Consider the following 23,059-nt stretch of genomic DNA (forward strand, 5'->3'; position numbering starts at 1 on the left):
CGGTTACGCGAATACATAACTGGCCGGCACTATCACTGACTGGAACAAAATGCAGAGCGGGCGGGGCGGCCTGACGGCCGCCCCGCGGGCTGGAGCTAGACAACTGCGATGGCGTCGTAACCAGCGGCAGTGTTGATGTCGTCAATCGATTCGAACGGCGTCGCACCGCCCGTGACGCCGTCGAGCTGGATGGCACCGAAGCCGAAATCCAGCACGGTGTTGGTGCCGTCGTCGTCCACGACCACCGTAGCCGGGTCAAAGCCTGGCGGAGCATCGACAACAACGGCATCGCCGTCGGCGAAGCTGAGATCGGTGACTTCATCATTGCCGAAGTTGGTAGCCGTGTTGTCGCCGAAATTGTGCGTGTCGGTACCCGCACCTCCCGTCAGCACATCGTCGCCGAGTCCGCCGTTGAGGACGTCGGCGCCGTTGCCGCCGTCCAACTCGTCGTCACCGTCACCGCCGCTCAAGGTGTCATTGCCATTGCCTCCCGAGAGGATATCGGCTCCAGCATTGCCATTCAGGGTATCGGTGCCGTCGCCGCCGTCGAGCGTGTCATCACCGGCGTTCCCTTCGAGCGTATCGTTACCGGTTCCGCCGGCGAGTTCGTCATCACCGGCACCGCCGCTCATGGCATCGTTACCCGCGCCGCCGGCCATTTCATCGTCGCCGGCATCGCCGAACATCGTATCGTTACCGGCGCCGCCATCCATGATGTCGTCGCCCGCGTCGCCATGCATGGTGTCGTTGCCGTCGTCGCCATTCAGCGTATCGGCGCCCAAACCGCCGTTCAGGACGTCGTCACCGGTACCGCCATTCAGCAGGTCATTGCCAAGGCCGCCGCTCAGCGTGTCGTTGCCGGCATCGCCATTCAGAGTGTCATCTCCGAAGCCACCGGTGAGTGCGTCGTTACCGTCGCCGCCGTTCAAGACGTCATCGCCGGCGTCGCCGCTCAACGTATCGTCGCCGGCGTCGCCCCACAGGGTGTCGGCACCCGCGCCGCCATGAATGTCATCATTGCCGTCGCCGCCGTGGATGCCGTCGTCGCCGGCGTCACCAAAGAGCTGATCAGCGCCGGTTCCGCCATCGATGGTGTCGTTGCCTTGGTCGCCATGGATGACGTCGACGCCGGCATTTCCGTTCAGCGTGTCATCGCCCGCGCCGCCATTGATCGTGTCATCGCCATCGCCACCGGTGATGGTATCGATACCGGCATTTCCATCCAGGGTGTCGTTGCCGGTACCGCCATCGATGGAATCGTCGCCCGCGCCGCCGCTTGCGGTATCATTGCCAGCCAGGCCAGTAATGGTGTCGTTACCTTGAAGGCCAAAGATCTGATCGTCCGCAGCTGTGCCAGGCAATACATCGTCGCCTGCTGTTCCGATGATCACTGCCATGATCTCCGCTCCCTTTGCATGGAAATGCGCGACACGGGGCGCATTGCGGCCCGTCATGGACGTCGCAGATTTCGGGTTTGGCTTGATACCCATCACCGATCGGCGTGGGCTCCAATCAAGCAACCTTGGATGAAAGGAGAGCGATGCAGCAATCCCCATTTGGGGACAAAAGAATACGACAAGCTGGTGGACCCAATGAGGTCTTCATCTCAGCTGCGAACGGCCTCACTCGTTCGATCGAATGAGGCCGTCAAGGCGATCTCCCGATCGCGCACGATCATCGTATGCGCGTTCTGTCCGCGAGAGCCGGATATGCTCGCGTCAAAGCGGGATATGCTTTCGTGACAATCCGTCTTCAGGGCTGCGGGCCGTCATAGCCCTCGATGATGATGAGGTCGGCGATGGAGTGCGGCTGGCGCACCTTGATGTTGGCCTGGTATTCCGGCGAGTTGTAGCAGGCGATCGCGGTCTCGTAGTCGGGAAATTCGATCACGACGTTGCGCGTGCGGCTCTGACCTTCGACGGTGGTGAAGCGGCCGCCGCGAACGACGTAGCGGGCGCCGAATTTCTTGAAGATCGCGAGATTGGCGACCGCATAGGGCTTGTAGCCCTCGTCATTGGACACGTCGACGCGTCCGATCCAATAGCCCTTTGCTGCCATTCTTCTTCTCCTGGTTTGTTGTTCAGCCGAGCGCTTGCGCGATCTCGACCTGGATGGCCTCGGCGACAGCCTTCGGATCGGCAGCTTCCACTACCGGCCGCCCGACGACGAGATAATCGGCGCCGGCAGTGATCGCACGGCCCGGCGTCATGATGCGTTTCTGATCGCCGCTCGCCGCGCCCGCCGGCCGGATGCCGGGAGTAACGAGGCTCATCTGGTGACCGACGATCTTGCGCAAGGCGCCGACCTCTTCGGGCGATGACACCAGCCCGTCGACGCCGAGCACCTGCGCCTGCTGCGCGCGCGCTTCGACGAGCTCGGAGACGCTCAGGCGATAGCCGGCCGCGTGCAGATCGTCGTCGTTGTAGGACGTCAGCACGGTGACGGCGAGGATCTTCAGGCTCGCGCCGCCGCGGCCTTCGACGGCGCCCTTCATGGTCTGCGGATAGGCGTGCACGGTGAGGAACGTCGCGCCCAGCCTGGCGACACTCTCGACGCCGCGCGTCACCGTGTTGCCGATGTCGTGCATCTTGAGGTCGGCAAACACCTTCTTGCCCTTGTCGGCGAGCTTGCCGATCAGCGGCAGGCCGCCGGCATAAGCGAGCTGATAGCCGATCTTGTAGAAGGTGACGCTGTCGCCGAGCCTTGCGATCATCGCCTCCGCGGCATCGACGCTGGGCAGATCGAGCGCAACGATCAGGCGGTCCTTCGGGGCGATCTCGGCTGGCGTCATGTCACCTCACATCATGCGTTGGGAAATGTCGATCAACTGCCGCACCAGCTCCTTCAACGCGGCGATGTCGCCTTCGTTCTTGAGCTTGTCCATATCGTCATAGGCCTGGTCGGCAAAGGCGAGCGTGAGCTGGCTGGCAATCACATTGGCGTGGCAGGATGTCAGGATCAGCCGCAACGCCTGCAGTGCACGGGCCGCACCGAGCCGGCTCTGCGACGCGCCGGCGAGCGCGAAGGCACGGCCGCGGAAAACATCGCCGCGCGCCTCGTGCGGATCCTGCACGCGGCTGACCCAGTCGATCGCGTTCTTCAGCAGCGGCGGCACCGAGGCGTTGTATTCGGGCGAGACGAACAGCACGCCGTGATGCGTGCCGATCATGCGCTTGAGATTGATCGCGTGCTTCGGCACGCCTGATTTGGCCTGGAGATCGCCGTCATAGATCGGCAACGGAAAATCGGCGAGCGAGACACGGGTGACGTCGACGCCGGCCAGGGCGAATTCATGGGCGGCGACCGCCGCCAGCTTCGCATTGTGCGAGCCGGTGCGCAGCGAGCCGGGAATGACCAGGATTTTGGGTGCGGACATCCGCTTCCATGCGTTCGGCGAAACGAGCCCGCCGCGCAAAGAACGATGCCGACGGAATTAGTCCTTGCGATACACCCAGACGCGGGCCGGCGGAAGGTTCATCCAGATCCGTTCCGAAGCCTCTGTGGACACGCCGGGCAGCGATTTCGGGATCGGCGGGACCACCGCATAGGTGAACTGGACGAAGGGCGCGCCCGGCGCCAGCGCCGTGAAGGCGTCGCGGATCAGCCGCAACCGCGTCAGCATCGGTTTTGTCACGAGCGGCAGGCCGGAGACGACCGCGGAAGCGGGCGCGCTCAACACGTTCCAGAGCGTGTCGCGCAGGCGATAGGCATCGCCCTGCACCACCTTGGCCTGCGGATAGCGATCGCGCAGCAGCGCGCAGAAGCCGGGATTATATTCGACGAGGACGAGGCGCTTCTGGTCGACGCCGCGCTCGACCAGGGCCGAGGTGATGGCGCCGGTGCCGGGACCGAGCTCGACCACAGGTGCGTCCGAGTCGATATCGACGTAATGCGCCATGGTCCGGGCCAGCAGCTTGCCCGACGGCATCACCGCGCCCATGTGCAGGGGCTTTTCGATCCATGATCGGAGAAAACGCACCTCGTCATCGAGACGAGGCTTCTTCAACGCACGCGCGGACGATGGCAATGGCATGTCAGGACCGGACTGGACCGCGGGACCGCGAGACCGCGGCGTGTCAGAAAATGGTCATAAACAGGTATAGGCCGAAGACGATACGGTCAAGACGAGTCAGCTCGCCCGATTACTGAACAGATCCTTGACCTTGGCGAAGAAGCCGACGGACTCCGGCTGGGTATTGCCCGAGGAGAGCTTCTCGAACTCGGCCAGCAATTCCTGCTGTTTCTTGGTGAGATTCTGCGGGGTCTCGACCGCGACCTGGACATACATGTCGCCCATCTGGCGCGAGCGCAGCACCGGCATGCCTTTTGCTGCAATGCGGAAACGGCGACCCGACTGGGTTCCGGCCGGCACCTTCACCTTGGTTTTGCCGCTGTCGATGGTTGGCACCTCGAATTCGCCGCCGAGGGCGGCCGTCACCATCGAGATCGGCACCCGGCAATGCAGATCGGCGCCGTCGCGCTGGAAGAGCTGGTGCTGGGCCAGCGACAGGAAAATGTAGAGGTCGCCGGGCGGGCCGCCGCGGACCCCGGCCTCGCCTTCGCCGGCGAGCCTGATCCTTGTGCCGTCCTCGACGCCCGGGGGAATGTTGACCGACAGATTCCGCTCGCGGGTGACCCGGCCCTGTCCGGAGCAGGACGGGCAGGCATCCTCGATCGTCTGGCCGCGGCCCTGACAGCCCGGGCAGGTGCGCTCCAGCGTGAAGAAGCCCTGTGACTGCCGCATGCGGCCGGCGCCGCCGCAGGTCGAGCAGGTCTTCGGCTTGGTGCCGGCCTTGGCGCCGATGCCCGAGCAGGCCTCGCAGGTGACCGAGACCGGAATCTCGATCTGCGCGGTCTTGCCGCCAAAGGCCTCCTCGAGCGTGATTTCCATGTTGTAGCGCAGGTCGGCGCCGCGCTCGCGGCCGCCGCGGCCGCGCTGTCCGGCCATGCCGAACAGGTCTTCGAAGATGTCGGAGAAGGAGGAGGCGAAGCCCGCGCCGAACCCGGCGCCGCCGCCGGGGCCACCCTGCTCGAAGGCCGCATGGCCGAAACGGTCATAGGCCGCGCGCTTGTCCTTGTCCTTGAGGACCTCGTAGGCCTCGTTGATTTCCTTGAACTTGACTTCGCTGGTGTCGTCGCCGGGATTGCGGTCCGGGTGGAATTTCATCGCAAGCTTGCGGAAGGACGATTTCAGCACGGAATCGTCGGCAGAGCGTTCGACTTCCAGGGTTTCGTAATAGCAGCGCTTGGTGGACATGGCGGGCTCGGTCTATCCAATCGCGATTCAAGTCGGGGCGAAACAACGTCGCCACGCGACGATATAAGCAGCCTTCTGCCCTGCGGCAGAGGGCAGCGAAGCGGCGTTGAGCATAACCATAGGGAATTGATCGATCGTAACGGGCGCCTTGCCCGTCGAGCCCGACACGAAGGCCTCCCCCTTGAAGGGGGAGGCTGACTGAGCGTGTGGGGTCCAAGCCGTCCGCATCATCACCCTCTTGGGGTTCAGGCGGACTTCTTGTTGTTCTTGTCGTCGTCGACTTCGGTGAACTCCGCGTCGACGACGTCGTCCTTGGCCGCGTCCTTCTTGGCGTCGGCTTCGGCCTGCTGCTTGTACATGGCCTCGCCGAGCTTCATGGAAGCCTGCGCCAGCGTCTGGGTCTTGGCCTTGATCGCCTCGGCATCGTCGCCCTTCAGCGCTTCCTTGAGGTCGCTGACGGCATCCTCGATGGCGCGGCGCTCGGTCTCGGCGACCTTCGAACCGTGCTCGGCCAGGGCCTTCTCGGTGGAGTGCACCAGGCCATCCGCCTCGTTCTTGGCGGTGACGGCCTCGCGGCGCTTCTTGTCCGCCTCGGCATTGGCCTCGGCGTCCTTGACCATCTTCTCGATGTCGGCTTCCGACAGGCCGCCGGAGGCCTGGATGCGGATCTGCTGCTCCTTGGCCGTGGCCTTGTCCTTGGCCGAGACGTTGACGATGCCGTTGGCGTCGATGTCGAAGGTCACCTCGATCTGCGGCATGCCACGCGGGGCCGGCGGAATGCCCATCAGGTCGAACTGGCCGAGCATCTTGTTGTCGGCCGCCATCTCACGCTCGCCCTGGAAGACGCGGATGGTGACCGCGTTCTGGTTGTCCTCGGCGGTCGAGAACACCTGGCTCTTCTTGGTCGGGATCGTGGTGTTGCGGTCGATGATGCGGGTGAACACGCCGCCCAGCGTCTCGATGCCCAGCGACAGCGGGGTCACGTCGAGCAGCAGCACGTCCTTGACGTCGCCCTGGAGCACGCCGGCCTGGATCGCGGCACCGATCGCCACGACTTCGTCCGGGTTGACGCCCTTGTGCGGCTCCTTGCCGAACAGCTGCTTCACGACTTCCTGGACCTTCGGCATGCGCGACATGCCGCCGACCAGAACGACTTCGCCGATCTCGCCGGCGGTGACGCCGGCATCCTTCAGCGCCTTGCGGCAGGGCTCGACGGTCTTCTGGACGAGGTCGTCGACCAGCGCCTCGAACTTGGCGCGGGTGAGCTTCATCGTCAGATGCTTCGGGCCGGTCTGGTCCGCGGTGATGAAGGGCAAGTTGATTTCGGTCTGCGTCGTCGACGACAGCTCGATCTTGGCCTTTTCAGCGGCTTCCTTCAGGCGCTGCAACGCGAGCTTGTCGTTGCGCAGGTTGATGCCCTGCTCCTTCTGGAACTCGTCGGCCAGATAACCCACGAGGCGCATGTCGAAGTCTTCGCCGCCGAGGAAGGTGTCGCCGTTGGTCGACTTCACCTCGAACACGCCGTCGCCGATTTCGAGAATGGAGATATCGAACGTGCCGCCGCCGAGATCGTACACGGCGATCGTGCCGGTCTTGGTCTTGTCCAGACCATAGGCGAGCGCGGCCGCGGTCGGCTCGTTGATGATGCGCAGCACTTCAAGGCCCGCGATCTTGCCGGCGTCCTTGGTCGCCTGGCGCTGGGCGTCGTTGAAGTAGGCGGGAACGGTGATGACGGCCTGGTCGACCTTCTGGCCGAGATGGGCTTCCGCGGTCTCCTTCATCTTCTGCAAGATGAACGCAGACACCTGCGAGGGCGAGTAGGTCTGGCCGTCGGCCTCGACCCAGGCGTCGCCGTTGGAAGCCTTCACGATCTTGTACGGAACGAGCTTCTTGTCCTTCTCGACCATCGGGTCGTCGTAGCGGCGGCCGATGAGGCGCTTCACTGCGAAGAAGGTGCGCTCGGGATTGGTGACGGCCTGGCGCTTGGCCGGCTGGCCGACGAGGCGCTCACCGTCGTCCGTCACGGCGACGATCGAAGGCGTCGTGCGCATGCCTTCGGAATTCTCGATGACTTTGGCGTTCTTGCCATCCATCACGGCGACGCACGAATTCGTGGTGCCGAGGTCGATCCCAATGACCTTTCCCATGGTCCTGATATCCTTGTTTTTGCGGCAGGTTGGTTGGGCCCAGAAGGCACCCGATCCAAACCCCCTAAGATCAAACATCCGCGATATTGCGATGATTGGGGGTCATATAGGAGGGGGGGAGGGGGCTGCAAGGACCGAACGCAAGTTTCGGCCGTGAAAACATTGGGTTTTGGAAGATCATATCCGGGCTCAACCGCCCTTGCGGGTGAGGAATTATTAACAGGTTCGGTTGTCGCCGGCCCCGCCACGGCGGTCCGTCCCGCCCTGTTGCCGGAAGGCCAAACCCGCTAAAAGGCGGGCGGCCGGATAGCCGCCTTTGGGGCGGCTTCGCGCGACAAAGCGGCCCGATGGCCGACCATCGAACGGCCTCAATGTGAACCAATCAGAGTGCCCATGAAGCTGATCCGCCCCCTCGCCGCGCTCGCCCTCCTCGCCGCAACAGCGTTTCCGGCGCTTGCCGCCGACGCCGTTTTCCCGCCCGGCTTGCGCCTCGGCATGGTGCCGCTGGTCGGGCTGAGCACGGCCAAGACCTTTCCGGGCTTCGAGAGCGAGGACGGCAGCGTCAAGGTGCTGATCACCGAGCTGCCGCCGGCGGCCTATGGCGAGGTCGTGAGCGCCTTCAATTCCAATCCCGCCGGCACCGCCGGCGTCAAGCAGGACAAGATCGAGACCCCCGCGGGTCTGGCCTATTACACCACGGAAAGCGGCAAGGCCGGCGATACCCCGGTGAAGCGCTATTCGATGATCGTGCCGGGCGCCGGCTTCTCCGGCTATGTCGCCGTGCAGATCCCGGAGAACGCGACCAGGATCTACACCGACGAGGCGGTGCGGCAGATGTTTGCCAGCGCCACCACCCGCAAGCAGGTCTCGGCCGAAGAGCAGATCGGACTGATGCCGTTCAAGATCACCGATCTCGCCGACTTCAAGGACATCCGCACCCTGGCGCCGGGCGCCAGCATCATCCTGGCCGACGGCAACGAGAGCTCGGGCTATGAATCGAAGCCGTTCATGATCCTCGGCCTGATCGGCGCCACCCCGCAGCAGGCCGACGACCGCGCCCGCTTCGCCCAGGAGGCCGCGCTGCAGATCCCCGGCGTGCGCGAGTCCCGCGTCACCATGTCGGAGCCGATCCGCATCAACGGCCAGCAGGGCTTCGAGACCCGGATCGACGGCGTCAGCGGCAAGGACAAGACCCCGGTGACCGTGGTGCAGTGGATCCGCTTCTCGAGCGGCGGCACCTCGCTGCGCATCATCGCCAGCGCCCCGCGCGACCAGTGGTCGGCCGCCTTCACCCGCTTCCGCGCCGTGCGCGACGGCATCCAGCCGAAGGGGTAGGCATAGTCGGCGTCGTCCCGGCGAAGCTGGGACGACCAAGAGAGCCCAAGCACTCACCAAACCTGGCTGCATTTTCGGGCTTCTGTTCGCTCGCGCGCGGAACTAGGCTTCGTCTCCATTGGCTCACAAGGGGAGGCGAACGATGCTGGATCGGCGACAGATTTTGACGGCGCTTGGGACGACGGCGCTCGCAACCCTCGCTCCAACCGCGCTCTTTGCAGCCGCATCGATCAAGCCGGACGATGCATCCGCGCTGCTCGTGATCGACGTGCAGAACTGCTTCCTGCCCGGCGGCAGCCTGGCCGTGAAGGAAGGCGAGCAGGTGGTGCCCGTCATCAACAAGATCTCGAAAGCGTTCGCGAACGTGGTGATGACGCAGGACTGGCACACGCCGGGTCACGTCTCGTTTGCTTCGGTGCATTCCGGCAAGAAGCCGTTCGAGACCGTCGATCTGCCTTACGGCAAGCAGGTGCTGTGGCCCGACCATTGCGTGCAGGGCACCGACGGCGCCGCGCTGTCGAAGGACCTTGCGATCCCGCATGCCGAGCTCATCATCCGCAAGGGCTTTCACAAGGACGTCGACAGCTATTCGGCCTTCCTCGAAGCCGACGGCAAGACTTCGACGGGCCTCGCCGGTTACCTGAAGGGCCGCAAGATCAAGCGCGTCTTCGTTGCGGGATTGGCAACGGATTTCTGCGTCGCCTGGACCGCGCTCGACGCACGCAAGGCGGGCTTCGAGGTCTATGTGGTGGAGGACGCCTGCCGCGGCATCGACACACAGGGCTCACTGGCGAAGGCCTGGGCCGATATGGCCAAGGCCGGCGTGAAGCGGATTCAGTCGGGTGACATCGCGGTGAGCGCGTAGACGGCGCACACCTCTGCCAAATCCTCATCCTGAGGAGCGCGCTTCTTCGCGCGCGTCTCGAAGGATGAAGGCCGAGCTGGTACAGCCGGGCCTGCATGGTTCGAGACGGCGCTGACGCGCCTCCTCACCATGAGGATCAGTTCGACTCGTTGCTGTTGGCGGCGGCCGCGGCCTTCGCGCCACCCTTGGCGACACCGACCAGGGCCGGGCGCAGCACGCGCTCGCCGATGGTGTAGCCGGCCTGCATGACCTGCACGACGGTGCCCGCAGGCACCGACGCATCCGGCACCTCGTACATCGCCTGCTGGAAGTTCGGGTCGAACTTCTGGCCCTGCGGATCGAACTTCTTCACGCCGTGCTTTTCCAGCGCGTTGAGCAGCGAGCGCTCGGTGAGCTCCACGCCCTCGATCAGCGAAGTCAGGCCGGGATCGGCCGCGGCACGGGCTTCGGCCGGAACGGCATCGAGCGCGCGCTGGAGGTTGTCGGCGATGTCGAGCACGTCGCGGGCAAAGCCGGTGACGCCGTAGAGCTTGGAGTCGGCGACCTCCTTGGCGGTGCGCTTGCGCAGATTCTCCATTTCGGCCAGCGTCCGCAGCATGCGGTCGCGCGCCTCGGCGGCTTCCTTCTGCAACAGCTCGACCGAGCCCGGCTCGGGATCGTCGGGCATGATGTAGGGCTTTGACACCACGGGCTCCCCGGTCGGCGGGGTCGTGTCGTCGGGCTGCCGGTCTCGATCGGTCATCGGCTCTCTTCTCAAACTCATCTCAAGGGATTGTTGGCCCGGATATCGTGCCTAAGCTTGCGAAAATCAAGCGCCCGTGATCGGAGGAAACGCCGGTCAGCCCCCCAAAAGGCGGCTGACGATGCGGGCGGCGTAGTCCACGGTCGGGATCACGCGGGCATAATTCAGCCGGGTCGGCCCGATCACGCCCAAAACGCCAACGATATGGCCGGCGGCATCCCGATAGGGTGAGATGATCGTGGAGGAGCCGGACAGCGAAAACAGCTTGTTCTCGCTGCCGATGAAGATCCGCACGCCCTCGGCGGTCTCGGCGCGTCCCAGAAGGTCGATGACGCCGCGCTTGGTCTCGAGATCGTCGAACAGCAGGCGAACCCGTTCCAGATCCTCCAGCGCGTGCAGATCCTCGAGCAGATTGGCGTGGCCGCGAACGATGAGCTGGCGGTCTTCGTTCTCGCCGCCGGACCAGCTCGCGATACCGGCCGAAATCACCTTCTGCGTCAGCTGGTCGAGCTCGGCACGGGCTTCGCCGAGCGCGGTTTCGAGCTCGAGCCGCGCCTCGGCCAGCGTGCGGCCGCGGATCCGCGCATTGAGGAAATTACCGGCTTCGGTGAGCGCGGAGGAGGGAACCCCGGGCGGCAGCGCCAGCACGCGGTTTTCGACCTGGCCGTCCTCGCCGACCAGGATCACCAGCGCCTTTTCCGGTTCCAGGCGGACGAATTCGATGTGCTTCAGCCGCGCATTGGATTTCGGCGTCAGCACGACCGCTGCTGCGCGGGTGAGCCCCGACAGCCGCGTCAACGCCTGATCCAGCGCCGCCTCGACCGATTGCGCGTGGCCGACGGTGGCAAGCTGGCTCTGGATCGACTGCCGCTCGGCCTCGTTGAGGTCGCCGACCTGCATCAGGGCATCGACGAAGAAGCGCAGGCCGAGTTCCGTCGGCAGCCGGCCTGCGGAGGTGTGCGGGGCATAGATCAGGCCGAGCTGTTCCAGATCGGCCATCACATTGCGGACCGAGGCCGGCGACAGCGGCATGGCGATCAGGCGCGCGATGTTGCGCGAGCCGACCGGCTCGCCGGTCGCGAGATAGCTTTCGACAATTTGACGAAAGATGTCGCGGGAACGCTCGTTGAGCTGGGCGAGGCCTGCGCGCGGCGCGATCAGATGGATCGGATCGTGATGGGCCACAGACGGTAACTCCTGTCAGACGCTCATAATTTGTCCATCCCGGGCCGTTCTGACAAGCGTGGCGTTTGCGGGGTGGAAAACCGGGGGCGAAAAAGCCTTGTCCTCCCGACTCACCCCACCTACAAGCACCGCGAACAGCCCTTTTCCGAGAGTTTTGGAGGATTTCCCATGCGGCCAAGCCGCCGTGCGCCCGACGAATTGCGCCCCGTGACGCTGGAGCGCGGCGTGGTCAAATATGCGGAAGGCTCCTGCCTCGTGAAGTTCGGCGACACCCATGTGCTGGTCACCGCCACGCTGGAAGACCGCCTGCCGCCGTGGCTGAAGGGCCAGGGCCGCGGCTGGGTCACCGCCGAATACGGCATGCTGCCGCGCGCGACCTCCGAACGCACCCGCCGCGAGGCCTCCGCCGGCAAGCAAAGCGGCCGCACCGTCGAGATCCAGCGCCTGATCGGCCGCTCGCTTCGCACCATCGTCGATCTCGAAGCGCTCGGTGAGCGCCAGATCACGGTCGATTGCGACGTGCTCCAGGCCGACGGCGGCACGCGTACCGCTTCGATCACCGGCGCCTGGGTCGCGCTCGCCGATTGCATCAACTGGATGAAGGCGCGCAACATGATCAAGGCCAACGTGATGCGCGACAACGTCGCCGCGATCTCCTGCGGCATCTACAACGGCACGCCCGTGCTCGACCTCGACTACGCCGAGGATTCGGAAGCCCAGACCGACGCCAATTTCGTCATGACGGGCGATGGCCGCATCATTGAGGTGCAGGGCACCGCGGAACGCGAGCCGTTCACGCAGGACGAGTTCCTGGCGCTGATGGCGCTGGCGCGCAAGGGCGTCGCGCGTCTCGTGGACTTGCAGAAACTGGCTGTCGCGTAGTCAATAGGCCCATGCACCGCCGAATCACCGGAAAGCTCGTCATCGCGACCCACAATCCCGGCAAGCTCGCCGAGATGAAGGAGCTGCTCGCGCCCTACGGCATCGAGGCGGTGTCGGCCGGTGAGCTCGGCCTCCCCGAGCCCGAAGAGACCGGCAACGATTTCCGCAGCAACGCCGCGATCAAGGCGATCGCGGCGGCGCAGGCGACCAGGCTCCCGTCTTTCGCCGATGATTCCGGCATCGTGGTCGACGCGCTCGACGGCGCGCCCGGCATCTACAGCGCGCGCTGGGCCGGTCCGAACAAGGATTTTGCCGCGGCAATGGCGCAGATCGAGCGTCTGTTGCAGGAGCGCGGCGCGACCGCGCCGGAGAAGCGCACCGCGCATTTCGTCTCCGCGCTCTGCGTCGCCTGGCCCGACGATCATCTCGAGGAGGTCGAGGCACGCGTCGACGGCACTTTGGTCTGGCCGCCGCGCGGCACCGCCGGCTTCGGTTATGATCCGATGTTCCTGCCCGACGGTCACAACCGCACCTTCGGCGAGATGACCAGCATCGAGAAGCACGGCCTGCCGCCGCTCGGCCTCGCCCTGTCGCACCGCGCCCGCGCCTTCGTGAAACTGGCGGAGATCTGCCTTGAGCCGCGCTAAGGAAGCCTTTGGCGTCTACGTGCACTGGCCGTTCTGCCTGTCGAAGTGCCCCTATTGCGACTTCAACAGCCATGTCCGCCACGCCGCGATCGACGAGGCGCGCTTTGCCTCCGCCTTCGCCCGCGAGATCGCAACGACCGCGCAGCGTTCGCCCGGCCGCGAGGTCACATCGATCTTCCTCGGTGGCGGCACGCCGTCATTGATGCAGCCCGCAACCGTCGGCGCGGTGCTCGATGCCATCGGCAAGCACTGGACCGTCGCGGGCGATGTCGAAGTGACGCTGGAGGCGAACCCGACCAGTGTCGAGGCCACGCGCTTTGCCGGCTATCGCGCCGCCGGCGTCAATCGCGTCTCGCTCGGCGTGCAGGCCCTCGACGATGCCTCGCTGAAGGCGCTCGGCCGCATGCACAGTGCGCGCGAGGCGCTCGACGCCGTCGCCATCGCGCGCCGCTCATTCGACCGTTATTCGTTCGACCTGATTTATGCCCGTCCCGACCAGACGCCGGCGATGTGGGCCGACGAGTTGCGTCTCGCGATCGACGAAGCCGCCGAGCATCTGTCGCTCTATCAACTGACGATCGAGGAAGGCACGCCGTTCTTCGGCCTGCACCAGGCCGGCAAATTGAAGACGCCGGACGAAGCCGTCGCGCGCGCGCTCTACGACGTCACGCAGGAGACCTGTGACAAGCTCGGCCTGCCTGCCTACGAGATTTCAAATCACGCGCGGCGCGGCGCCGAGTGCCGGCACAATCTGGTCTACTGGCGCGGCGACGAATATGCCGGCATCGGCCCCGGCGCGCATGGCCGCCTCGACATCGACGGCGTGCGCCATGCCACCGCCACCGAAAAGCGCCCCGAAGCCTGGCTGATGCGGGTCGAGACCAACGGCCATGGCGTCGTCACCGACGATCTTCTCAACAGCGAAGAGCGCGCCGACGAATTCTTGCTGATGGGATTGCGGCTCGCCGAGGGCATCGACCCCGAACGCTACAAGGCGCTCTCGGGCCGCCCGCTCGATCCCGGCCGCATCGCGCTGCTGCGCGAGGAAGGCGCGATCACCGTCGATGCGACAGGTCGCCTGCGCGTGACGAGCAGCGGATTCCCGGTGCTCGACGCCGTGGTCGCGGATCTCGCGGCGTAGCGAGGTCTCGTAGGGTGGGTTAGCCGAAGGCGTAACCCACCATGCTTCCGCGTACGCGGAACGCAGTTGGTGGGTTACGCTTCGCTAACCCACCCTACGGCAGCGTGTTAAGCCCCAAAACTCTTCGGCGAGCCCGCGACCGCAACACCGCCGCCGGTCGTCACCTTCATCACCGCGAGCCCGCGCTCGTTGGTGCCGTCCGCGCGGAAGCGGAACAGGCCGTCGATGCCGGCAAAGCCCGAAGGATTGGTAAGCACGTCGGGCGAAAAGCGCGTGGTGCCCTGCGTGCGCGCGAGCGCCGCAACGAGCGCGACCGCGTCATAGGCCAGCGTCGCGGTGCGGATCGGCTCTGCGCCGTATTTGGTGCGGTAGCGGCCGGAGAAGGCGCGGAAGCCGGCCGGGTCCGGCGCGGCGTAGAGACCGCCTTGCAGGTTCTGGCTCGCATAGACGCGCGGACTGTCCCACAGGCCGGTGCCCAGCAGCTGGATGTTGCGCAAATTTGCGCCCGCCGCAGTCATCGCATCGGCGACCGCAACCACGGCATCGCCGTCATCGGCAATGAACAGCGCATCCGCGCTGCCGAGCTGCTGCGCCACGGTCCGCGCCGGCGTGGCGCGATCGGCACCGTATTTCTCGAACGCGACGATGCGGCCGCCGCGGCGCGGCACCGCCGCCTTCACCGCGGCCTCGACCACATTGCCATAGGCATTGTCGGGCACGAGCACGGCGACGGAGCGCTTTCCGATGCTGGCGGAATATTCGACGATGCGGTTGACGTCGGATTCCGGCAGGAAGCTCAGCAGATAGACGCCGCGGCCGGCAATGCTGGAATCGGTCGAGAACGCGATCACCGAGATGCCGCGCGTGCGGGCGACCTGCGCCACCGCCGGCACCGATTGCGCGAACAGCGGCCCCAGGATGATCTCGGCACCTTCGTCGACCGCCTGCTGCGCGCCCTGTTGCGCACCTTGCGGGCTGCCGTTGTCGTCCTTGATCAGGAGCTGGATGTTGGGATTCTGGAACTCGGCCAGCGCCATCTCGGCGGCGTTGCGCATCGACTGCGCGGCGAGGCCGGCATTGCCGGCCGCCGAGAGCGGCAGGATCACGGCAACCTTCACCCCGCCGCTGCCGGCGGTCGTGGCCTGTTGCGGCGGGCCCGCCGGCTGAGCCGGTGGCGGTGAGGAACTGCTGAACGGGTTGGAAAACTGGCTGAGGCTCTGCTGCACGCCGGCGCAGGCCGACAGCAAGGGCGCACCGAGCAACAGGCCGAGCGCGCTTCGCCGGGTCGCCCCTGATATCAGGGGCCCGTGAACGGGAGACTCCTCTTGTGAGGGAGACGGGGAATTGCGCGGGCCCAGCATGTCAGCTCTTCTTCTGACCGGCCGTCTTCAGCAGGTCACACAATTTTTCCGCAACAGAACCCGCGGATTCAGGCATATTGTCGGCAAATAGTTAACTAAAACAAAAGGATAATGCCCGCTTAACGCGACCGCCCCTCAAGTCCGGCTAGCTGTCCACCGTCCGTCACCCAGCATCAAGGCGGCGTTTCCGCCGCGAATTTGGCGCTGACTCTTCATTCCCTCTGCAATGTGATGCCGGATGGATCACATTCCAGTCCTCCACGCCCCTCACCCAGGCGCGATCTTTTTCGCAGGACCGGTTCCCAGCCCCGGGGATCATGCCTAAGTTCGTCTCATTATGCGCGCAAAGCCGACCCCGATAAATACACCTGAAACTACGGATCCCGCCTCGCGCGGTTTCTCCATCGACGCCCATCGGCTGACGGCGCCGAAGGCGGCGCCGGGGCTCTATCTGGTCGCGACCCCCATCGGCAATCTCGGCGACATCACGCTGCGCGCGCTTCAGACGCTCGCCGGCGTCGACATCATCGCCTGCGAGGACACCCGCATCACACGGCGCCTGACCGAGCGCTACGCCATCGCGGCGCAGCTCAAACAATATCACGAGCACAACGCGGAAGCGGCGCGTCCAAAAATCCTGGAGGCGCTTGCGGCAGGCGGCTCGGTCGCGCTGGTGTCGGATGCCGGCACGCCGCTGATCTCCGACCCCGGCTTCAAGCTGGTGCGCGAGGTCTGCGCCGCGGGCCATGCGGTCTACGCGCTGCCCGGCCCGTCCTCGGTGCTGGCGGCACTGTCGGTCGCCGCATTGCCGACCGACCGCTTCTTTTTCGAGGGCTTTCTGCCGGCTAAATCCGCTGCGCGCAGGTCGCGTCTCACCGAGCTCGCCCGCATCGACGCGACGCTGGTGATGTTCGACTCCGGCAACCGCGTGCAGGATACGCTGGCCGAGCTCGCCGAGATCATGGGGACGCGCGAGGCTGCGATCTGCCGCGAATTGACGAAACTGCACGAGGAGATTTCGCGCGCGCCGCTGCATGAGCTGGCGCGCGACGCTGCCACGCTGGAGACGCGCGGCGAATTCGTGCTGGTGATCGCGCCGCCCGCGGCGGACGCCGAGGTGCTGACGCCGGCTGCGCTCGACGGTCTCCTGCGCGAGCAGCTCGCCGCGCACAGCGTCAAGGATGCCGTCGTGCATGCGGTCGCACTCTCGGGCCGGCCGCGCCGCGAGGTCTATGCCCGCGCGCTCGAGCTCGCAAAGGACCTGCGGGGCGGCAATGGCGAAGACTGACGGCCCGGCGGAACCGAAAGTCGCCTCGCCCGAACGCATCGCCGCGTTCCACACCGGCATTTCGGCCGAGAGCCGCGCCGCCGCCTATCTGATGGCAAAAGGCTACCGCATCCTCGCAAAGCGCTACCGCACCCCGCATGGCGAGATCGATATCGTGGCGCGCCGCCGCAATCTGATCGCCTTCGTCGAGGTCAAGGCCCGCGCGACGCTGGATGATGCCGCCTTCGCCGTGACGCCGCGCCAGCAGCAGCGCATCATCGACGCTGCGCAAGGCTGGCTCGTTGCGCATCCCGAGCATGCCGAATTCGAACTGCGATTCGACGCCATGCTGATTGCGCCGAAGCGACTTCCGCGCCATGTGTTGGCGGCATTCGACGCCTCGACCTGAAAGGCAGACCATGAAACTGAACGTCGCCGTCCAGATGGACCCCATCGCCCGCATCAACATCAAGGGCGATTCCACCTTCGCGCTGCTCCTGGAGGCGCAGAAGCGCGGCCACGGCCTGTCCTATTACACGCCCGACAAGCTCTCGATGGTCGGCGAGGAGATCGTCGCACCGGTCCAGCTCCTGACCGTGCGCGACGAGCCCGGCAATCACTTCACCCTGGGCGAGCCCAAACGCGAAGCGCTCAACGGCTTCGACGTGGTGCTGCTCCGCCAGGATCCGCCATTCGACCTCGCCTACATCACCTCGACGCACTTCCTGGAGCGCATCCATCCGAAGACGCTCGTCGTCAACGATCCCGCCTCGGTGCGCAACGCGCCGGAAAAACTGTTCGTGATGAACTTTCCGCAGCTGATGCCCCCGACCCTGATCTCGCGCGACCTCGATGAGATCAACGCCTTTCGCGACAAGCATGGCGCCGTCGTCATGAAGCCGCTGCACGGTCATGGCGGCGCAGCGGTGTTCCGCGTGATGCCGCAGGACATGAATTTCGGCTCGCTGTTCGACATGTTCTCGGTGACCTTCAAGGAGCCGTGGGTGATCCAGCAGTTCATCCCCGAGGTGAAGCACGGCGACAAGCGCATCATCCTCGTCAACGGCGAATTCGCCGGCGCGGTGAACCGCGTGCCGGCCGCCGACGACCTCCGTTCCAACATGGTCCGCGGCGGCGCCGCGCAGGAGACCGAGCTCACGCCACGCGAGCGCGAGATCTGCGCGACCGTCGGACCGGCGCTGCGCGAGCGTGGCCTGCTGTTCGTCGGCATCGACGTCATCAACGGCAACCTCACCGAGATCAACGTGACCTCGCCGACGGGCATCCGCGCCATCGCGCGGCTCGGCGGCCCTGACGTTGCGGCGAAGCTCTGGGACGTGATCGAGCAGAAGCGGAAGAAGTAGCAGCTGTCGTTACGCACGCTGTCTCTCCAACGTCGTCCCCGCGAACGCGGGGACCCATACCGCGGAATCCATCGATTGCGAACGGTCGGAGTACCGAACAACGGGTCTTCGCCAAATTTCTCCCTGGGGTTATGGGTCCCTGCGTTCGCAGGGACGACATCGGTTATGTGTTGCTTTGTTTCCGTCTCACCGCGATCGCGCATCACTAACCACCCATTCACCATGACGCCGCGCGCGTCATTCGAACGAACGAGCGACCACGCGTGATTCTACGGGGTCATTGGCCGACCGGATAACGCGACGTTCACCATCTGCCCAGAACGCGCATCGTCACGGGCCATCACACTCGGCCTCGCAACACCCCTTATACTTTTACTCCCTACTCATCGACGCCGGGGAACCCGCCACGTGCGGTTCGAGTGCCCTGCGTAAGAGTAGAAGCGTATGAACACCGCACGCATTGTCGTTCTCGTCATCGCGCTGGGCGCCGGCGGCGTCGCTGCGTATCTGGCGAGCGGCTTCGACAACAAGCCCGCGCCCGCCCTTCCCGTCGCCGAAAAGCTGCCGACGGTCGAGGTCCTGATCGCGAAGAACGACATCCAGCTCGGCCAGGCCGTCAAGCCCGAGGATCTGCAATGGCAGTCCTGGCCGGCGGCGACCGCGAGCAACGCCTTCATCCGCCGCGACAGCAGGCCCGAAGCCCAGACCCAGATCGCAGGCTCGATCGCGCGCGTGCCGTTGATGCAGGGCGAGCCGATCCGCGAGCAGAAGCTGGTGAGGGCCGAGGGCTCGGGCTTCATGGCCGCGATCCTGCCCTCCGGCATGCGGGCCGTCTCCACCGAGATTTCAGCCGAGACCGGCGCCGGCGGCTTCATCCTGCCGAACGACCGCGTCGACATCGTCCTGACGCGGCGCCTGAAGAATCCCGACGGCGCCAACGGCGCGACCGGCGGCAACGACCTGATCCTGTCCGAGGTCATCCTGAGCAACATCCGTGTGCTCGCGATCGACCAGGCGCCGAAAGAGAAAGACGGCCAGAACGCCGTGCTCGGCAAGACCGTCACGCTCGAGCTCAAGCCGGAGCAGGTCGCAACGCTTTCGGCCTCGCGCCAGGGCGGCACGCTGACGCTCGCGCTGCGCAGCATCGCCGATGCCAACGCCGTCGACGGCACGCCCGACGACCAGGCGACCAAGCGTCCGGGCGGCGTGAACGTAATCCGTTACGGGGTGCAGGCACGGCAACTGACGTCACAGAAGTGATGATGGGGATACCATGAACTACGGGGATGATCGGACGGGCATGCGCATTCGGGGGAAGCGCGCACGCTCGTTCTGGACGGGGGCGGTGCTGATGCTGGGGCTGGTCGCAGCTCCTGGCTGGGTCAGCGCCGCGGATGCGCCGGTCGGAGACCAGGCGCCAATGCAGGCACCAGATCTCGGCGTGTCGCCGGTTGCGACCGTCGCTCCGGCGCGAACGCGCTCGCTGTCGCTCGGCGTCGGCAAATCGGTCGTCATCGACCTGCCGCGCGAGGTCAAGGACGTGCTGGTGGCCGATCCCAAGATCGCCAATGCGGTGATCCGCTCGTCGCAGCGCGCCTATATCATCGGCGGCCAGGTCGGCCAGACCAATGTCGTGTTCTTCACCGCCGACGGCCAGCAGGTCGCCTCCTACGACATCGCGGTGAAGCGCGACCTCAACGGCATGCGTACGGCGCTGCGCCAGTCGCTGCCGGGCGTTCAGATCGAAGGCGTCGGCGAAAGCGTGATGCTGACCGGCTCGGTGTCGAGCCCGATCGAGGCCCAGCAGGCCGGCGACGTCGCCGCGAAGCTGGTCGGCGGCTCCGACAAGGTCGTCAACAACATCGTCGTGCGCGGCCGCGACCAGGTGATGCTCAAGGTCGTCGTCGGCGAAGTCCGCCGCGACATCGTCAAGCAGCTGGGTGTCGACCTCAGCGCCAGCCTGAATGCCGGCACCGCGGTCGTGAACTTCAACAATTCCAACCCGTTCTCGGTCAGCGGCGGACCGCTCGTCAGCAGCAACGGGCTTGGGGTCAGCGGCCTCGCCAAGGGCGTGGCCACCGTCAACGCCACGATGCGCGCGATGGAAAGCGCCGGTGTGATGCGAACCCTCGCCGAACCGAGCCTGACGGCGATCTCGGGTGAATCGGCGACCTTCATCGCCGGTGGCGAATTTCCGATCCCCGCAGGCTATTCCTGCGATCCGGTCACCCACGTCTGTACCACCCAGATCACCTACAAGAAGTTCGGCATCTCCCTGAACTTCACCCCGGTCGTGCTCAGCGAAGGCCGCATCAGCCTGCGGGTGATGACCGAGGTTTCGGAGCTGTCGAACCAGAACGCCATCTCCGTGACCCAGGCGGTGTCCTCGACCTCGACCAGCTCGATCACCATCCCGTCGATCCAGACCCGCCGCGCCGAAACCACGCTGGAGATTCCCTCCGGCGGCTCAATGGCGATGGCCGGCCTGATCCAGCAGCAGACCAAGCAGGCGATCAACGGCCTGCCCGGCGTCGACCAGGTGCCGATCATCGGCGCGCTGTTCCGCAGCCAGGACTTCGTCAACAACGAGACCGAGCTGATGGTGATCGTGACGCCCTATGTGGTGCGCGCGGTCGCCCAGAAGGAATTGTCGCGGCCCGACGACGGCTTCGCGCCGGCGTCGGACGCCCAGACGGCGCTGCTCGGCCGCATGAACCGCCTCTATGGCATCGCGCGCCGCGTCGATCCGATCGACGGCAATCGCGGCGATTTCGGCTTCATCATCGACTGAGACGAACGGTTTGGGGACCGGGCAAGAAACGGGGCAAGAGGGGACAAAGCGATGACGAAGACGATCGCCGATCGACGTCGCAACCTACGGATCGCGCTCGCGCTGACGGGGCTCTCCGTCATGCTCGGCGCCTGCAACACCACCGGTGAGATCGTCACCCAGACGGTGCCGACCGACTATCGCCAGCGCCACCCGATCGCGGTGCAGGAAGCCAAGAAGTCGATCGTGATCTTCGTCGGCAAGGCCAGAGGCGGCCTCTCCGCCGCGCAGCACGCGGACGTCGCGGGCATCGCCCGGGACTGGGTGAGCGAAGGCACCGGTTCCGTCGTCGTCGACGTGCCGATCGACAGTGCGAATTCGCGCGCCGCGGCGGCGACCTATCGTGAAATCCGTTCGGTGCTCGCATCCGGCGGCGTGCCGTCGCGCGCCATCGTCCAGCATCCCTATCGCCCCGAGGATCCCGGCCTGCTGCCGACCATCCGCCTGAGCTATTCCAGGATCGCCGCGGTCGCCGGCCCCTGCGGGCTCTGGCCGGAAGACGTCGGCCCGTCCATCCTCGACCCCGGCTACAACGAGAACAGGCCGTACTTCAATCTGGGCTGCGCCACTCAGCGCAACCTCGCGGCAATGATCGACAACCCGGCCGACCTCGAGCAGCCGCGCGCCGAGACGCCGGTCTATACCGCACGTCGCGACATCGCCTTCGAGCGCTACCGCAAGGGCTCGACGACCGCGACCCCCTATCCCGAGGCCGACAAGGCCAAACTCAGCGACACCGGCAGATGACAGGCATCCACGACGAAGAAGCGGACGATCCGCGGCACCCCGAGGAACATATTGCACCGGTTCCTCGCATCTCGGTGCAAGCCTTCTGCGAGACCGAGCAGACGCTCAACGCCATGATGGCGGCCGGCGAAGACCGCCGCCTCGCCAAGGCACATCTCACCGCCAAGGGCGGCGGCCTTGCCGCGGCGATCGAAGTCTATGAGACGATGCCGACGCCGAACGTCATCGTGATCGAATCCGACGGCACACGCGATATCCTCGAAGGCCTCGACGATCTCGCCGGCGTCTGCGATCCCGGCACCCGCGTGGTCGTGATCGGCAACCCCAACGACACCGCGCCCTATCGCGAGCTGGTGCGCCGCGGCGTCAACGACTACGTGATGGGACCGGTCGAGACCCTCGACGTGGTGCGCTCGATCTGCAGCCTGTTCTCGGCGTCGGAAGCCATCATCACCGGCCGCGTCATCGCGGTGGTCGGCGCCAAGGGCGGCGTCGGCGCGTCCACGGTCGCACATAACGTGGCCTGGACCATCGCGCGCGACCTCGCGCTCGATTCCGTCGTGATCGATCTCGACCTTGCCTTCGGCACCGCGGGCCTCGACTACAACCAGGATCCGGCACAGGGCATCGCCAACGCGGTGCTGTCGCAAGACCGGCCTGACACGGCGCTGATGGAGCGCCTGCTCGCCAAGTGCACCGAGCGCCTCAGCCTCCTCGCCGCGCCTGCCACCCTTGACCGCGTCTACGATTTCGGCGCCGAAGCTTTCGACGCGATCTTCGACACGCTGCGCATGTCCACGCCCTGCATCGTGCTCGACGTTCCCCACCAATGGTCGGGCTGGACGCGCCGCGCGCTCGTGAACGCCGACGACATCGTGATCGTGGCCGAGCCCGATCTGGCCAATTTGCGCAACACCAAGAACATGCTCAGCGTGCTCAAGGCGGCACGACCGAACGACCGGCCCCCGCTGTACTGCATCAACCAGGTCGGCATGCACAAGCGGGCGGAGATCGAGGTCAAGGCATTCGCCAAGACCATGGAGAGCCAGCCGATCGCCGTGATCCCGTTCGATTCGAAACTGTTCTCGACCGCGGCCAATAACGGCCAGATGATCGCGGAGGTCTCCAAGAGCCACCGCACCACGCTGCTGTTCCAGAACATGGCGAACCGCCTCGCCGGTCGCGGCGAGGTGAAGAAGCCGAAGCGCTCGCTGCTCGGACCGCTGCTCAGGAAGCTCAAGGGCAGGTCAAGCCGCGGGTCGGCCCCGCATCGCAAGGCGTCTTAGAAA

General features: G+C 65.6%; 22 protein-coding genes. 12 read left to right on the forward strand and 10 right to left on the reverse strand.

The features are described from left to right. Positions 1–95: 95 nt before the first annotated feature. From NLM15_RS43665 to dnaK, 7 genes are all read right to left on the reverse strand, one after another. On the reverse strand, positions 96–1,397 hold the full coding sequence (locus tag NLM15_RS43665) for a calcium-binding protein (protein WP_305887426.1): 1,302 nt from the start codon (positions 1,395–1,397) through the stop codon (positions 96–98). Between the two features lie 355 nt (positions 1,398–1,752). Continuing rightward, positions 1,753–2,058, reverse strand: a complete 306-nt coding sequence (locus NLM15_RS00925) for a DUF1330 domain-containing protein (RefSeq protein WP_254114780.1) — start codon at positions 2,056–2,058, stop codon at positions 1,753–1,755. A gap of 22 nt (positions 2,059–2,080) precedes the next feature. Next, complete coding sequence (pyrF, locus tag NLM15_RS00930; RefSeq protein WP_254114781.1) at positions 2,081–2,791, reverse strand: orotidine-5'-phosphate decarboxylase; 711 nt, start codon at positions 2,789–2,791, stop codon at positions 2,081–2,083. 6 nt (positions 2,792–2,797) lie between these two features. Next, entirely contained in the window at positions 2,798–3,376 is a 579-nt protein-coding gene (locus NLM15_RS00935) for an NADPH-dependent FMN reductase (RefSeq protein ID WP_254114782.1), read from the reverse strand. A gap of 57 nt (positions 3,377–3,433) precedes the next feature. Then, positions 3,434–4,033 (reverse strand): class I SAM-dependent methyltransferase, encoded by a 600-nt coding sequence (locus NLM15_RS00940; protein ID WP_027561640.1) that lies wholly within the window; start codon positions 4,031–4,033, stop codon positions 3,434–3,436. Positions 4,034–4,129: 96 nt separating this feature from the next. Continuing rightward, positions 4,130–5,257: a molecular chaperone DnaJ gene (gene dnaJ, locus NLM15_RS00945; protein ID WP_254114783.1), complete on the reverse strand. Its 1,128-nt coding sequence runs from the start codon at positions 5,255–5,257 to the stop codon at positions 4,130–4,132. Between the two features lie 245 nt (positions 5,258–5,502). After that, on the reverse strand, positions 5,503–7,404 hold the full coding sequence (dnaK, locus tag NLM15_RS00950) for a molecular chaperone DnaK (protein ID WP_014490835.1): 1,902 nt from the start codon (positions 7,402–7,404) through the stop codon (positions 5,503–5,505). A gap of 393 nt (positions 7,405–7,797) precedes the next feature. Here dnaK and NLM15_RS00955 point away from each other — a divergent pair, with 393 nt between their 5' ends. After that, complete coding sequence (locus NLM15_RS00955; RefSeq protein WP_254114784.1) at positions 7,798–8,739, forward strand: hypothetical protein; 942 nt, start codon at positions 7,798–7,800, stop codon at positions 8,737–8,739. 142 nt (positions 8,740–8,881) lie between these two features. Continuing rightward, positions 8,882–9,604, forward strand: coding sequence for a bifunctional nicotinamidase/pyrazinamidase (pncA, locus tag NLM15_RS00960; protein WP_254114785.1), 723 nt, complete (start codon positions 8,882–8,884; stop codon positions 9,602–9,604). Between the two features lie 136 nt (positions 9,605–9,740). Here the strand turns inward: pncA and grpE are convergent, their stop codons facing one another. Beyond that, the gene (gene grpE / locus NLM15_RS00965; RefSeq protein WP_254114786.1) at positions 9,741–10,346 is read right to left on the reverse strand and encodes a nucleotide exchange factor GrpE; all 606 of its coding nucleotides are present in this window, start codon (positions 10,344–10,346) and stop codon (positions 9,741–9,743) included. A 96-nt stretch (positions 10,347–10,442) separates the two neighbouring features. Further along, the gene (gene hrcA / locus NLM15_RS00970) at positions 10,443–11,531 is read right to left on the reverse strand and encodes a heat-inducible transcriptional repressor HrcA (RefSeq protein ID WP_254114787.1); all 1,089 of its coding nucleotides are present in this window, start codon (positions 11,529–11,531) and stop codon (positions 10,443–10,445) included. A gap of 168 nt (positions 11,532–11,699) precedes the next feature. Between hrcA and rph the strand changes: the two genes are divergently transcribed. From rph to hemW, 3 genes are read left to right on the forward strand one after another with little or no spacing between them, the layout of a single operon-like run. Next, positions 11,700–12,413: a ribonuclease PH gene (rph, locus tag NLM15_RS00975; RefSeq protein ID WP_247970100.1), complete on the forward strand. Its 714-nt coding sequence runs from the start codon at positions 11,700–11,702 to the stop codon at positions 12,411–12,413. A gap of 11 nt (positions 12,414–12,424) precedes the next feature. Next, complete coding sequence (rdgB, locus tag NLM15_RS00980) at positions 12,425–13,060, forward strand: RdgB/HAM1 family non-canonical purine NTP pyrophosphatase (RefSeq protein WP_254114788.1); 636 nt, start codon at positions 12,425–12,427, stop codon at positions 13,058–13,060. Further along, positions 13,047–14,201 (forward strand): radical SAM family heme chaperone HemW, encoded by a 1,155-nt coding sequence (gene hemW, locus NLM15_RS00985; protein ID WP_254114789.1) that lies wholly within the window; start codon positions 13,047–13,049, stop codon positions 14,199–14,201. Before rdgB ends, hemW begins: the two co-directional genes overlap by 14 nt. A 107-nt stretch (positions 14,202–14,308) precedes the next feature. Here the strand turns inward: hemW and NLM15_RS00990 are convergent, their stop codons facing one another. Beyond that, positions 14,309–15,562, reverse strand: coding sequence for a penicillin-binding protein activator (locus NLM15_RS00990; RefSeq protein WP_254114790.1), 1,254 nt, complete (start codon positions 15,560–15,562; stop codon positions 14,309–14,311). A gap of 337 nt (positions 15,563–15,899) precedes the next feature. Between NLM15_RS00990 and rsmI the strand changes: the two genes are divergently transcribed. The 7 genes from rsmI (at position 15,900) to NLM15_RS01025 (ending at position 23,056) form a co-directional block, all read left to right on the forward strand. Beyond that, positions 15,900–16,850 carry a 16S rRNA (cytidine(1402)-2'-O)-methyltransferase gene (rsmI, locus tag NLM15_RS00995; protein ID WP_254114791.1) on the forward strand — a complete coding sequence of 317 codons (951 nt, stop codon included), beginning with the start codon at positions 15,900–15,902 and terminating at the stop codon, positions 16,848–16,850. Next, the gene (locus NLM15_RS01000) at positions 16,837–17,238 is read left to right on the forward strand and encodes a YraN family protein (RefSeq protein WP_254114792.1); all 402 of its coding nucleotides are present in this window, start codon (positions 16,837–16,839) and stop codon (positions 17,236–17,238) included. Before rsmI ends, NLM15_RS01000 begins: the two co-directional genes overlap by 14 nt. A gap of 10 nt (positions 17,239–17,248) precedes the next feature. After that, positions 17,249–18,193, forward strand: a complete 945-nt coding sequence (gene gshB, locus NLM15_RS01005) for a glutathione synthase (RefSeq protein ID WP_254114793.1) — start codon at positions 17,249–17,251, stop codon at positions 18,191–18,193. A gap of 444 nt (positions 18,194–18,637) precedes the next feature. After that, complete coding sequence (gene cpaB / locus NLM15_RS01010; RefSeq protein ID WP_254114794.1) at positions 18,638–19,453, forward strand: Flp pilus assembly protein CpaB; 816 nt, start codon at positions 18,638–18,640, stop codon at positions 19,451–19,453. Between the two features lie 13 nt (positions 19,454–19,466). Then, entirely contained in the window at positions 19,467–20,984 is a 1,518-nt protein-coding gene (locus NLM15_RS01015) for a type II and III secretion system protein family protein (RefSeq protein ID WP_254114795.1), read from the forward strand. Between the two features lie 51 nt (positions 20,985–21,035). Beyond that, complete coding sequence (locus tag NLM15_RS01020; protein WP_254114796.1) at positions 21,036–21,770, forward strand: CpaD family pilus assembly protein; 735 nt, start codon at positions 21,036–21,038, stop codon at positions 21,768–21,770. Beyond that, on the forward strand, positions 21,767–23,056 hold the full coding sequence (locus NLM15_RS01025; RefSeq protein WP_254114797.1) for an AAA family ATPase: 1,290 nt from the start codon (positions 21,767–21,769) through the stop codon (positions 23,054–23,056). The genes NLM15_RS01020 and NLM15_RS01025 overlap by 4 nt, the downstream gene beginning before the upstream one ends. Positions 23,057–23,059: the final 3 nt, after the last annotated feature.

Source organism: Bradyrhizobium sp. CCGB20 (genome assembly GCF_024199855.1).
Taxonomy (GTDB): Bacteria; Pseudomonadota; Alphaproteobacteria; order Rhizobiales; family Xanthobacteraceae; genus Bradyrhizobium.